The organism is Betaproteobacteria bacterium (assembly GCA_016791345.1).
Classification (GTDB): Bacteria; Pseudomonadota; Gammaproteobacteria; order Burkholderiales; family JAEUMW01; genus JAEUMW01.
Genome location: JAEUMW010000111.1, coordinates 1 through 12,784 on the forward strand (window position 1 = coordinate 1; position 12,784 = coordinate 12,784).

General features: G+C 64.4%; 11 protein-coding genes. 3 read left to right on the forward strand and 8 right to left on the reverse strand.

Annotation, left to right across the window (positions count from 1 at the left end):
* The 3 genes from JNK68_04410 to JNK68_04420 form a co-directional block, all read right to left on the reverse strand.
* The coding region (locus JNK68_04410; protein ID MBL8539595.1) for an efflux RND transporter periplasmic adaptor subunit at nucleotides 1-705 on the reverse strand (705 nt) is incomplete at its 3' end.
* Nucleotides 702-2,018, reverse strand: a complete 1,317-nt coding sequence (locus tag JNK68_04415; GenBank protein ID MBL8539596.1) for a TolC family protein — start codon at nucleotides 2,016-2,018, stop codon at nucleotides 702-704. The genes JNK68_04415 and JNK68_04410, both read right to left, overlap by 4 nt.
* Nucleotides 2,019-2,179: 161 nt before the next feature.
* Nucleotides 2,180-3,166 carry a LysR family transcriptional regulator gene (locus JNK68_04420; protein ID MBL8539597.1) on the reverse strand — a complete coding sequence of 329 codons (987 nt, stop codon included), beginning with the start codon at nucleotides 3,164-3,166 and terminating at the stop codon, nucleotides 2,180-2,182.
* A gap of 130 nt (nucleotides 3,167-3,296) precedes the next feature.
* On the opposite strand from JNK68_04420, the gene JNK68_04425 reads away from it, so the two are divergent.
* The 3 genes from JNK68_04425 (at nucleotide 3,297) to JNK68_04435 (ending at nucleotide 7,975) form a co-directional block, all read left to right on the forward strand.
* On the forward strand, nucleotides 3,297-3,473 hold the full coding sequence (locus tag JNK68_04425) for a hypothetical protein (protein MBL8539598.1): 177 nt from the start codon (nucleotides 3,297-3,299) through the stop codon (nucleotides 3,471-3,473).
* Between the two features lie 225 nt (nucleotides 3,474-3,698).
* On the forward strand, nucleotides 3,699-7,541 hold the full coding sequence (locus JNK68_04430) for an FAD/FMN-binding oxidoreductase (GenBank protein ID MBL8539599.1): 3,843 nt from the start codon (nucleotides 3,699-3,701) through the stop codon (nucleotides 7,539-7,541).
* Nucleotides 7,542-7,594: 53 nt separating this feature from the next.
* A complete protein-coding gene (locus JNK68_04435) occupies nucleotides 7,595-7,975 on the forward strand; it encodes a tautomerase family protein (GenBank protein ID MBL8539600.1) in 381 nt (126 codons plus the stop codon).
* 71 nt (nucleotides 7,976-8,046) lie between these two features.
* On the opposite strand, the gene JNK68_04440 is transcribed toward JNK68_04435, so the two are convergent.
* From JNK68_04440 to JNK68_04460, 5 genes are all read right to left on the reverse strand, one after another.
* Entirely contained in the window at nucleotides 8,047-8,985 is a 939-nt protein-coding gene (locus JNK68_04440) for a sulfotransferase (protein MBL8539601.1), read from the reverse strand.
* Nucleotides 8,986-8,998: 13 nt separating this feature from the next.
* Nucleotides 8,999-10,060 (reverse strand): acyltransferase, encoded by a 1,062-nt coding sequence (locus tag JNK68_04445; protein ID MBL8539602.1) that lies wholly within the window; start codon nucleotides 10,058-10,060, stop codon nucleotides 8,999-9,001.
* Nucleotides 10,061-10,214: 154 nt separating this feature from the next.
* Nucleotides 10,215-10,988, reverse strand: coding sequence for a hypothetical protein (locus JNK68_04450; GenBank protein MBL8539603.1), 774 nt, complete (start codon nucleotides 10,986-10,988; stop codon nucleotides 10,215-10,217).
* Between the two features lie 15 nt (nucleotides 10,989-11,003).
* Nucleotides 11,004-11,915, reverse strand: a complete 912-nt coding sequence (locus tag JNK68_04455; protein MBL8539604.1) for a polysaccharide pyruvyl transferase family protein — start codon at nucleotides 11,913-11,915, stop codon at nucleotides 11,004-11,006.
* Nucleotides 11,916-11,995: 80 nt separating this feature from the next.
* The gene (locus tag JNK68_04460) at nucleotides 11,996-12,751 is read right to left on the reverse strand and encodes a hypothetical protein (protein ID MBL8539605.1); all 756 of its coding nucleotides are present in this window, start codon (nucleotides 12,749-12,751) and stop codon (nucleotides 11,996-11,998) included.
* Nucleotides 12,752-12,784: the final 33 nt, after the last annotated feature.

Below are 12,784 nucleotides of genomic sequence, written 5' to 3' on the forward strand. Positions count from 1 at the left end.
CTCGCCCTCGATCCACACGTGTTCGAGATCGGCGACCGTGAACATCGCGTCCGCAGGCTGTACCACCTGGCCCTGGTTGATCTGCCGATCGATCACGCTGCCGGACATCGTCGCGTTCACGGCGGCCACCGAGTCGATCTCACGGGTGCGCTTCACGCCGTCGATCGCCCCGGGCGACATGCCCATGAGCCGCAACTGGTCGCGTGCAGCCTTCATTGCCACCTCTGCGGAAAAGAGCTCGTTCTCCCTGCGCTGCAGTTCCGCACTGCCGATCACGTCTGCCGCGAGCAGCTGCTTGGCGCGCTCCACCGCACGCGTCTTGAGTTCGACGTCCGCGACGGCGGTCAGAAACTGCATCTGCCCATTGGCAAGCTCGGTGCTGTTCAGTATCGCCAGCGTCTGCCCCGCCTTCACCTCGTCGCCGCGAAAGGCGAGCACCTTCGTGATGCGTCCCGTCACCGAGGAGCCGATGCGCGCGACGCGCCGCTCGTCGAGCCCCACGCTGCCCGGCACCCGCAGTTCCTCGCTCACTTCCTCGCGGCCGATGGTGCCCACCTTCACCCGCGCCGCGAGCGTCTCGTCGACGACGATGACATTCGGATCGAGGGCGACAGCGGCGACTTTCTGGACGTCCTTCTTCTCGCCGCAGCCGGAGAGCAGCACGGCCAGCGCCAGCAACACGCCGAGATGTCTTGAGCAATTCATCGAGCAGTTCCGGAAGTGAGATAGTCACGGCCCGTCAGGCGCTCGATCTCGATGATCGAATAGGCGAGCTCGTAGCGGGCGTTGAGATAGTCCTGGCGCACCGCACGGTAGGTACGCTGGGCATCGAGGTATTCGATGATGCCGCGCTCACCGAAGCGATAGGCTGCCTCGGCGGCCTCGAGGGTGCGCTGCGCGCGTTCGAGCAGTCCGCTTTCGAACGTCTCGACCTGCTGACGCGCCACCAGCAGGCGACCATACGCAGCGTCCACTTCACGCGCCAGCGCGAACTCGCGCGCACGCAGTTGCGCGTCCGCGACCTTGAGTTCGGCCAACGCCTCCGCGATCTGTCCCTCACGCTGATTGAAGAGCGGGATCGGCAGGGAGAGCCCGAACCGGGTGACCTCCTTGTCCGGTTCCTGCACGTAGCCCGCCTGCAGCGTCGGCGCCGGCAAACGCAGATCGCGCTCGAGTTGCAGCCGGTTGCGCGCACGCTCCTGCTCCGCCTGCGCCTGCTGAATCTGCGGATTGTCGCGCGCGATCTCGTCGCGCAGACGGTCGAGCGGCGGCAGCGCACCCAGGCCCGCGAGCGTGCCGTGGACCGCGTAGGGCTCCGCCGGCGGAATTCCGATGACATTGGCGAGCGCGAGCTTCGCCTGTGTCACCCGTACCGCCGCGGCATCGCGTGCGCGCTGCGCGTTGAGCACTTCGGTCTCCGTGCGCACGAGGTCGAGGCGCGGGGATTCACCGAGCTTGGCGCGCAGGCCGACGCGATCACGAATCTCCTCCAGGAGCTTGAGGTCTTCGTCGGCGATGACGAGCTGCTCCTGCCGCTGCAGCACCTCGTAGAAGTTGCTGCTGACCTGTGCGAGAAGCTGCGCGCGGAATGCGGCCGACCCGGCCTCCACTGACCCCAGATTGGCCTCCGCGGTCCGCCGCCGCGATTCGCGCACGGACGGGTACTCGATCGGCTGTGCAACCCCGACGCCCCAGGCCGTGCCGGAAAGCGTGCCGGAATTGTTGCGCGGCCGCTGCGGACCGACGTTCGCGTCGAGCGATGGATTCGGGTACTGGCGCGCGGTCACGATACCGGCACGGGCCGCCTCTTCACGGCCCAGATTGGCGGCGACCCCTGGGTTCCTCTCCTCCGCGAGTGCGATCGCATCGTCGAGCGTGATGACGCGTTCCGCGCGCGCGAAGGTCGTGGCAAGAGTGCCCCAGATGAACGCCAGCAGCAGAAGCCACGAGGTGTGGCAGCGTGCGTCCGTGAGGTGTGCAGGGCAAATCTTCTTCGCACTGCGAACTGGAGAAATCATGCGTTTCCGCGAGAAAGGAGCAGGGACTCAGTGGGCGCCGGGGATGATTGATGCGCAGTGAATCGGGCCGCCGGTGACGAGCGGCTCGGACAACGATCCCGTGAAAAAATTCCGCTGCAGAGCATTGGATGCCATGGCACAACCGGAAGCGGTCACAGCCGCTATGCTGAAGACGGCGGTCCGCCCGCAGGAGATTGAAGCGATTCAGTCGTCGATGGCGCTGCCGGTCCCGGCATGGATGCGAGCAGCTGTTCACCCTCCGTCTCGAGGTACTCGAAGAAGGTTTGCGCAACTACCGACAGCTGCTTGCCGCGCGGAAACACCACGAACCAGGAGCGCTCGATGGGAAACCCTTCGACGTCGAGAATGGCAAGTTGCGCATGCGTCATTCCCTGCGTCAACGCGTGCAGCGACATGACGGCCACACCGAGCCCCCCCGCCACCGCCTGCTTGATCGCTTCGTTGCTGCCAAGCTCCATGCGCGGATGCACTTCGGCCCCGTGGTCGGCGAAATAGCGCTCGACCACGGAACGCGTTCCCGAACCGCGTTCGCGCAGGATGAGCGGTTCCTTCTGCAGACGCGAGAACGCGATGCGCTTCTCGCGCACAAGCGGGTGATCGATCGGTGCCAGCACGACGAGCGGATTCGCGAGGAAGGGGTGCACCTCGACCTCCAGGCCCTGCGGCGGCACCCCCATGATGTATAGATCGTCCTCGTTCGCGACGAGACGCGCCAGCACGCTGTCGCGGTTGGCGACATCGAGCGCGACGTCGATGCCCGGATAACGCCTGAGAAAAGGGCCGAGCAGTCGCGGGACGAAATACTTGGCCGTGGTGACGACGGCCAGTCGCAAACGTCCCTGCTTCATGCCTTTCAGATCCGCGAGGGTCATTTCGAACTGCGCCCACGTCGCGAAGATGTGAGCGCACGTTGCGTAGAGCTGACGACCCGCCTCGGTGAGAAAGATCTTCCTTCCGACCTGCTCGAAGAGCGGCAACCCCACGGCATCGGCAAGCTGCTTGACCAGCACCGACACCGTCGGTTGCGCGACGTGCAGTTCCTCGGCCGCGCGCGTGAAACTTGCGCAACGGGCGACGGTCTCGAAAGCACGTAGCTGGCGAAACGTGAAGTGCAAGAAAGGCCCCATAGGTAATCCACTATGGAATGTATCCGAACAGTTCATTTCAGTAAATGCAGAATCAGCCGTACCATTCAGGCGTCGGCTCAGCCAGAAGCTGGCGGGCGTTCTTCCAGAAACTCTCAAGAGGAGACAAGTCGTGTTTCAAGCCGTTGAATATGTTTGGGGGAAAGGTGTTCGCGTAGCCAGTCCGCAGTTCCTGCGCCAAGTGTCGTTCGGCTCTTCGCGGGAACGGGACGAGTGGGTCAGGAACGGCAGTCCGTTCGTGAACGCCCCCGGGTACCGCGAGCCGCTGCAGGAGGTATCCCGCGCCTAGGCCTGCTTTACGGGCGTCCGCCCGCCCGCAGCGGTGCGTCGTCCATTCCCCGCCCGTTGCCAGTGTTCGATGGGACGGAGACTTGACTGGCTTCCCCTCCCTTGACCGTCCCGCCGAGCTTGCCCATGTGCCGGGCGCGGTCGTAATGTTTGCTGCACCGCGGTAAACTCGCGGTTTTACCGCAAGGCCGCCGCGCGCCGGAAAACGGCGCCCGCCAGCAACAGCATGCCCGCCCGCCTGAGGGAGATCCCCTACAACTACACGTCGTTTTCCGATCGCGAGATCGTGATCCGCCTGCTCGGACACGACGTGTGGGACCTCCTCAACGCCCTGCGCGAGAGTCGGCGCACGGGGCGCTCCGCGCGCATGCTGTACGAAGTCCTGGGCGACATCTGGGTCGTCTCGCGCAATCCCTACCTCGAAGACGATCTGCTCGGCAACCCGCCCCGGCGCGCAATGCTGGTCGAGGCACTGCGTCATCGTCTGCGCGAGATAGGCAAGCGCCACGTCCAGAGCGACCCGCGCGTCGAGCAGTTGCTCGACGCTGCACGCCAGGCGGTGAACACGTTCGAGCGCGGCTTCGGGGAGGTCGCAACGAGGCGGCGCGAGGTGGTGCGCCATCTCGCACGCGTCACTCGCCGCGACAACATTCAGTTCGACGGCCTGGCGCGCGTCTCGCACGTCACCGACGCCACCGACTGGCGCGTCGAGTATCCCTTCGTCGTCATCCACCCCGACACGGAGGCCGAAGTCGCACCCATCGTGCGCGCCTGCATCAAGCTCGGCCTCACGATCATTCCACGCGGCGGCGGAACCGGCTACACCGGCGGCGCCGTACCCCTGACCAGGTACTCCGCCGTCATCAACACTGAGAAGCTCGACCACCTCGGGGCGGTCGAGGTCGTGCCATTGCCCGGCGTCGCACAGCCTGTGTCGACCATTGTATGCGGTGCAGGTGTCGTCACGCGGCGCGTCATGGAGCGCGCGGAGGCCGCGGGGCTCGTGTTCGCAGTCGATCCGACCTCGGCCGATGCGTCGTGCATCGGTGGCAACGTCGCCATGAACGCGGGCGGCAAGAAGGCGGTGTTGTGGGGAACGGCGCTCGACAACCTCGCCTCCTGGCGCATGGTCACGCCAGATGCCGAATGGATCGAGGTGACGCGTCTGGATCACAACCTCGGCAAGATCCACGACGCGCCGACCGCCCGTTTCCGCATCCAGCGCTTCGAACGCGACGGCAAGAGTCCGCACGGCGCGGCCGAGATCCTCGATATTCCCGGGACGCGCTTCCGCAAGACCGGGCTCGGCAAGGACGTCACCGACAAGTTTCTGGCGGGATTGCCGGGCATCCAGAAGGAAGGGTGTGATGGCATCATCACCTCCGCACGCTTCATCCTGCACCGCATGCCCAAGCATACGCGCACCGTCTGCCTCGAGTTCTACGGCCAGGCGCGCGATGCCGTGCCCTCCATCGTCGAGATCAAGAAATACCTCGACCAGCGTCCGGGGGGTGCCACCCTGGCCGGCCTGGAACACCTCGACGACCGCTATTTGAAGGCGGTCGGCTATGCGACCAAGTCCCGTCGCGCCTGTCTGCCGAAGATGGTGCTGCTGGCGGACATCGTCGGTGAGGACGACGCAGCCGTCGGCGCGGCGGCCTCACACGTCGTGCGCATCGCCAACGCCCGCTCTGGCGAGGGGTTCATCGCGGTAAGCGCCGAGGCCCGCCGCAAGTTCTGGCTCGACCGCGCGCGCACCGCGGCCATCGCCAAGCACACCAACGCCTTCAAAATCAACGAGGACGTGGTCATCCCCCTCGCCCGCATGGGCGACTACACCGACGGCATCGAGCGCATCAACATCGAGCTCTCCATCCGCAACAAGCTCGCGCTGCTGGAGGCGCTGGCCGGGCTTTTCGCAGGCGAATTGCCGCTGGCTCAGGACGACGTGCGGATCGATGCGCCGGAGCTTCTGGAAAAGCGCGTCGACCAGGCGAACGAGCTCCTGCTCGCCGCGCACGTGCGCTGGCAGGCGCTGCTCGACAACCTCGACGCGCCGTGCGAGCGTTTTTTCTCCGAGCACGCGAAACACTTCGGCGACCAGGCGACAGCCCTTGCGCGCCACCCAGGCACGGTGTTCTCGATTCTGCAGGACCGCACGCTGCGCGTGTCGTGGAAGCAGGAGGTGCGTGCGCCGCTGCGCGACATCTTCATGGGACGCGCTTTCGCACCGACGCTGGAGGCCTGCGATGCGCTCCACCGCAGCGTGCTCAAGCGCCGCGTGTTCGTCGCGCTGCACATGCACGCCGGCGACGGCAACGTGCACACGAACATTCCCGTCAACTCCGACGACTACGGCATGCTGCAGGAGGCCAACGCAGCCGTCGCGCGGATCATGCGCCTTGCGCGCAGCCTCGACGGTGTGATCTCGGGCGAGCACGGCATCGGCATCACCAAGCTCGAGTATCTGGAACCTGCGGAACTCGCGGACTTCGTCGCCTACAAGCAGAAGGTAGATCCCGAAGGACGCTTCAACCGCGGCAAGCTCTTGCCGTCAGCGGATCTACGCAACGCCTACACGCCGTCATTCAATCTGCTCGGCGCCGAATCCCTGATCCTCGAGCAGTCCGAGATCGGACACATCTCGGATTCGATCAAGGACTGCCTGCGCTGCGGAAAGTGCAAGCCGGTGTGCTCGACCCACGTGCCGCGCGCCAACTTGCTCTACAGCCCGCGCAACAAGGTGCTCGCCACCTCGCTCCTGATCGAGGCGTTCCTGTACGAGGAGCAGACGCGACGCGGCGTATCGCTCGCGCACTTCGCGGAGTTCGGCGACGTCGCCGATCATTGCACCGTTTGCCACAAGTGCGTCGCCCCCTGTCCGGTCGACATCGATTTTGGCGACGTGTCGATCGCGATGCGCAATTTCCTCCGCCGTCACGGCAAGCGGCGGACGAACCTGGGCGCACGCGCATCGATGTTCTTCCTCAATGCGACCGACCCGGCGACCATCAAGCTCGCGAAGAAGGTGATCATCGACTGGGGCTACCGCGCCCAGCGCATTGCGTACGACCTCGGACGCCGCCTCCGGCTCGTCAACGGCCAGACGCGCCATCCGCCGGCCACCGTCCGGCGCCCGCCGATCAAGGCACAGGTCATTCACTTCATCAACAAGCCGATGCCGGCTGGCGTACCCAAGCGCACCGCGCGTGCGCTGCTCGACATCGAGGACAAGACGATCGTCCCCGTCATCCGCGATCCGCACAAGGCAAACGATGACGCGGACGCCGTGTTCTACTTCCCGGGCTGCGGCTCGGAGCGTCTTTTCAGCCAGGTCGGTCTCGCGACGCAGGCGCTCCTCTTCCACATCGGCGCCGTCACCGTGCTGCCGCCCGGCTATCTGTGCTGCGGATATCCGCAGACCGCGGCGGGGCAGGCAGTGAAGGGACAGGCGATCACGACGGCGAATCGGGTGCTGTTCCACCGCGTTGCGAACACGCTCAACTACCTCGACATCAAGACCGTCATCGTGTCCTGCGGCACCTGCATGGACCAGTTGCTCAAGTACGAATTCGACCGCATCTTCCCCGGCTGCCGCCTGCTCGACATCCACGAGTACCTGCTCGAACAGGGACTCAAGCTCGAAGGGGTCGAGGGTGTGCGCTACATGTACCACGACCCCTGTCACTCGCCGATGAAGACCTATCAGCCGCTCAAGGTGGTCAATGCACTGATGGGAAGCGAGGTGCCGCTCAACGATCGCTGCTGCGGGGAGTCCGGCACGCTTGCGGTGACGCGCCCCGACATCTCGACGCAGGTTCGCTTCCGCAAGCAGGAAGAAATGGAAAAGGGTGCTGCAGCACTGCGCGAAGACGGCTTCAGCGGGCAGGTGAAAATCCTCACGTCCTGTCCGTCATGCCTGCAGGGGTTGTCGCGCTACGACAACGACGCCGGAACCCAGGCCGATTACGTCGTGGTCGAGATGGCGAAGCACGTGCTCGGTGAGAACTGGATGAGCGACTACGTGGCCAAGGCCAACAACGGGGGAATCGAGCGGGTGCTGCTGTAGTAGGCTGTTCCGGGGCGGCGCGATCGCCCGCTGACAGCCAAAGGAGAGAGACCATGCCGCTCGTTACCCTCACGGTTCGTAGACCCAAGTCCAGCGCATTCAAGAGTACCGTCCTCGACGCGGTTCATGCGGCTCTCGTCGGCGCGGGTGTGCCGGTGACCGACAAGTTTCAGCGCGTCATCGAACTCGACGCGGACGACTTCCGTTTCGATCCGACCTATCCCGATCTCGCGTCGGCGCGCGGTGACGACTTCGCCCTCATCGAGATCCTCTGGTCGGTGGGGCGCAGCGTGAAGGTGAAGAAGAAGTTTCTCGAGCAACTCATGGGTGACCTGTCGGCCGCCGGGCTCGATCCCGAGCACGTGATGGTCTGCTTAAAGGAAACCGCCTGGGAGAACTGGTCATTCGGGGGTGGTCGGCTGCTTCATACCTGAGCAGGCTATCGACCGACCTCACGCGTACTCGGCGATTGACCGTAAGACACGCAAGCCGGCGCTCACGGGTGCTAGGCAAACACGATCATGTCGCAAAGACTGGCTGGCACGAAGGCCGTAACGTCGCAAACAAATGTGAGCAGTAATGTCATGGCCTGGCCAAAGAGAGCGACGCATCGTGAATAGAGCGCGTTGAGCTCGCCGAGCCGTTCCGGCGCCAAGTCGAGGTTCTGCTGCTCCGACGCCGTGGTTGCCGTGCTCGCAGCGACGATGCGGTCGAATTTGTGTGAAGACAGCGGGTCACCGACACCGGCTTCCATGGCCACCTGCGGGCGTCGATAGCTGTTCGTCAGTGGCGGGTTCAATCCGAGTCGACCGCCGATGCGGGCAAGTTCACCGTCGGGATCCGCTGTCAGCGCCTCGTGCGAGATGCCCGCGCGCCGCGCAGGTGCGAAGCGCTGCCAGAGTTCCAACATCGTCCACAGGCGCTCGGTGTAGTAGCGTGCCGCCTGGTCATCGGAGCCATACTTGTCGGAGCCGATTGCCTGGTACAGCCTGCGGATGGAAGGGATGGTCTCGGCCGGACTGCGGACCATGAAGATCGCGCGGGCTCGGAAGAATTGCGGACCGGATTCCACGTCGAAATAGGAATGCAGAATCTTGTCGAAGAGATGCCGCGCTCGCGGCTTCCAGTGGCCGCGTCGCCACTGCTTCAGCACCAGCCAGCCGAGTGCTCCGGGTTGCCAGTGCCGGATGTGCGACTCTCCGTAGCCCGAGATGTCGTCGCGACTGCACAGCACGTTCGAAAGCGCAGTCGATCCGCAGCGCATATGGCCGATAATGAAGATCGCGCGTTCGTAGCGACATTGCGGATTGACGCTCGCCACGGACGTGGCGAGACATCGCCGCATGGGACTCATCTTCCGGTACTTGCTGCTCGACAGGGTTCCGGGCACTCGCCCCGAAGGAGCATTCTGGCGAAGATCGAGATGAGTCCGTAAGGTTTCCATGGCTTCCCTCCCGCTAACCAGCGCCTGAGCGCGAAACCCGTCGGAACGGCGGACGCAGACGCTGCGACCACTGCAGCGGCTCCGCCGGCTGCAGCACCCGCCCATCGGAGCGGGGCAGCATCAAGCGCGAGAAAATCGGTCGCAGCCACCGCCCCACGCTGCGGTAATGACGCTCGAACGCCATATACACTGCCCAGGCCACGAGCTGCGCCGTCACGACTCCGAGCGCGATCGACAGCGGCTTCGGAAGCGACCGGGTGAACTCGAACATGAGCACGAGTATCGTGTTGTGCGTCAGGTAGAGGCTGTAGCTGTACGACGCGAAGAAGTTCGCCGGACCGGCGACCCACCGCGAAACCCGATCCACGCGGTTCAAGACAATCAGCACCCCGAACATGACGATGCCGATCAGCACGGCGATCTGGAGATTGTAGGGTTCGAATCCCGAAGTCTTGATGCGTGCGGTGAGCGCAACCGCGCCGCAGCCGATCAGGCAGACGGCGAGAAGTCGCCAGCGAACTTTGGCATCGGCGGCCGCGAGCCGCGCAAGAAGATAGGCGGCAATCGCGCCCACCATCCACACGAGTGTGAGCGCCTCCCCTCCCCCTGCCACGCAGTTCCACAGGAGCACCGGAAGGCTGACGATCGTCAAACCCCAGAGACACCCGCGACGGATCCGCTCACCCCGCAGCACGCAGAAGAAGCCCAGACCGACAGCCGCGTAAAGCCAGAACTCGACTGCCACCGTCCAGAACGGTTCAGCTGTGTTGTACGGACGGATTCTCCACCAGGTGTCGACATGCGCGATGTCCAATGCCTGGAAAAACGGATGGTCGTGGAGCATCAGAAGATTGCCGACGAATGCCGCCAGACCGCGATTCAGACCCGCGCCGCCGAAGTGGGACTCGATGAAAGCCGCATTCAACAACACGACGAGGACGAGCACCGGGACGAAAGGCGTCATGATCCGCGCCACACGATCGGCAAGAAACGCCGGCAGGCCCGGACCGGGCGACGCCGCCCGATTGAGCATCGACTGCGTGATGAGAAAGCCTGACAGGAGGAAGAAGATCACGACGCCCAGGCTGCCGCCGCGATACACGTACTGGTTCGGAAACTACAGCAGCAGGACGTGGGCACCGACCACCAGATTGGCCGCGACCGCCCGCAGTGCGTCGAGGTAGGTGGAGGCCGGCGCCGAAATGCTGGCTGTCGGCAGCTGCACAGGATTAGTGGACATTCAGCTTCTCCAGCACGGGTTGCAGTGCTTCATGCCATTTCGAATATCCAGCGGCGTTCAGGTGAAGCTGGTCGGCTTGGAAATATTGCTCGTCCGGAGTCCCATCGCTGGTGACGAACAGGCTCTGGAGGTCAAGCACCTGCACGTTCCTGCGCGAATTCCCCACGGCTTCGATTTTCCGGTTGAGGTCGTCGAGGGCACCGGGCTTGACTGGCGCCTTGGGGTTGTTCCGGGGTGGCAGCGTGCAGAGAATCACCGGCACCGTGTTACCGGATTGCGCGACGGCGTCGAGGATGAGACCGATGTTCGTCGCCGTGTCCTGCGGGTTCTGCTGCGCGCTCAGGTCGTTGGTGCCGATCAACAGCACCACCGCCTGCGGATGCAGATCGAGAACGTCTTCCTTCCAGCGGAACAGAAGTCCGCGACTCACGTCCCCCCCGATTCCGCGATTGGCGGTTTTCATGCCCGGAAAGTCATGGTCCAGTGTCTTCCACCCACCGACCAGGGAGTCACCGGCGAACACCACTGCGTGCTGCTTTTCCGTGCGCTGACGCCAGAACGCCTCACGGTTCTGCGACATCCAGCCGAAGACGCGAATGGCCCCTTTTCCCGGCCAGTCCGTGGGATCCTTCGGGTACGGCGAGGGGCCGTCGACAGCGGGCAGCGCTGCTGCCGCGGCGTCGCCCACTGCAGGATCGTCGGCCAGCGCGTTGCCGGCACCCAGCCACAACGCGAGGGCAAGAGCGAAGACTAAGTGACCCATGCGGCGCCTGGATCGCTAGTGCTCGAAAGCAATGGTGGGAATATCGACGAGCGACGTGTCGTAGATCGCCTTAATCTTCCCGTATGAGTTGTCCAGGTAGGTGACCGGACATCCAACCAGCGCTGCCGCGATGCCAACGTGCAGCCGATCGGTGCGCACGGCCTTTGCGCGCTGAACAAAGTTCAGCATATCCCGCGCGATGAACTCGGCTTCGCTTCGTGGTCGGAAGTTCGACCCATACAGATCGCTGATGTCCCAACTCGCGTCACCCCGGTTGGGTGAGGTGGCCTCTTTGTCCGTGCGCAGGATGTCGAGTCGGCCGTTATCAGGGATCTGCAGTCTCGACAATGCGTGCCGCCATCGGCAGTAACGCACGCCCTGCCCTTTCACGACCGACTCCGCTCGCAGAGTCATCGCTCGCAGGAATCTGGCACGCACGGACGGCAGCGAGCAACGCGCCGTGACGGCTTCGACATCGAGACGCAGCGCCAAGTCTGGCGCCATCAATACACGGGCATTGCGGGCCGTCGCGCGGGCGTGCGCAAACGAAGCCGAATCACGGCACACGATCGTGAACCGCGGATCCAGTCGCTGCAGGAGTTCTTCGTGACCTCGAACTGAGTTCGACAACACTATGGCGGCACGTACGTTGACGTCGAGGCAGCGCTCGATGAAGCGTGCGCATGTTGGATACTCCGGCACGAGCGCACCTCCACCACCATAGATGGCCACGTCCCGCGCACCGATCCCCTCGATGCGTGTCACCCGCGGCGACAGTTTCAGCGCATCGAAGAGCTGCCACGTCGCAGCGGCAATGAGCGCATCGCCGGGATTGCCAGGGTTCGGAACGAACTTGATGGGGCCGCCCAGCCTGCCGACGTCTTCCAGGCTTAGCACCAGTTCGTCCCAGCCTTCGGTTATGAGCACACGAACTCCCGCTGCGACGTCGCTCGCGGCTTTGCGATGGATCGCCGGGGTGTCGCGTGGCGAATCTGCGCCGCGTTCATCTAATGCATCCGTGCGATGGAAAGGGCCGCCATGAACTGCCTGAGACGCTTAGGCCGCGTGGACGGCACGAATCGCCACTGCAGCATCCTGGCGGCCGCCGACTGCGGCGCCAGGCAAACGAAAGCGAGCCACGCAAGCATGGCAGAGCGGCTCGCCAGCGAATGCCCCTGAGGCACGCTCACGGCCCGCGCGGCATCGGCAAGAATGGAGCCCCCCGAATCGCCCCGCACCGGGTGATCGGTCGGCGCCAGACGCCAGGATGCAGCCCGATAGGCAAGGGATGCGAGGTCGCGGGCGAAAGCATCGTCGCGTGCAGCAAGGCCCACTGAACGCGCCACGGACGCGCCATAGTGGAAGCGACGCCGGGCACGCAACCATTCGCGAGCGAAGCGAGTCGCATCCAGAGCGAGCATCGCGCCGTCGTTGCGACCATGAACGCGGTAGCTCACGAGCGGCTGCGCAATGGTAACGACATCTCCCAGGAGAGGTGCCGCTGCCAGCAGCGCCGAGTCGGCGAATCGGTCGACGGTGTCGACGTCGCACATCACCTGGTCAAGAAACCACCGCGCGTATGCATTTCCGGAGCCCGGCGGTGTCGGATACGCGTTGGCCTTCAATGCCCACTGCCTCGTCTGCGCGGGAGATGGCACGTGGTAATACTGAGGAAACACGGAACCCAGCTCTTTGCCCGTCGCGTCGATCGTCTTCATCTGAAACTGCACCTTGCTCACGCGTGCGTTCCAGTGCGGCGCCATGACCCTGATCAATTGCGGGTCCAGGAGGTCGTC

Bases quoted from the DNA above. Each gene is read 5' to 3' on its own strand.
- JNK68_04415 (MBL8539596.1), bottom strand. From the start codon at position 2,018: ATGATTTCTCCAGTTCGCAGTGCGAAGAAGATTTGCCCTGCACACCTC.
- JNK68_04420 (MBL8539597.1), bottom strand. From the start codon at position 3,166: ATGGGGCCTTTCTTGCACTTCACGTTTCGCCAGCTACGTGCTTTCGAG.
- JNK68_04430 (MBL8539599.1), top strand. From the start codon at position 3,699: ATGCCCGCCCGCCTGAGGGAGATCCCCTACAACTACACGTCGTTTTCC.
- JNK68_04435 (MBL8539600.1), top strand. From the start codon at position 7,595: ATGCCGCTCGTTACCCTCACGGTTCGTAGACCCAAGTCCAGCGCATTC.
- JNK68_04440 (MBL8539601.1), bottom strand. From the start codon at position 8,985: ATGGAAACCTTACGGACTCATCTCGATCTTCGCCAGAATGCTCCTTCG.
- JNK68_04450 (MBL8539603.1), bottom strand. From the start codon at position 10,988: ATGGGTCACTTAGTCTTCGCTCTTGCCCTCGCGTTGTGGCTGGGTGCC.
- JNK68_04460 (MBL8539605.1), bottom strand. From the start codon at position 12,751: ATGGCGCCGCACTGGAACGCACGCGTGAGCAAGGTGCAGTTTCAGATG.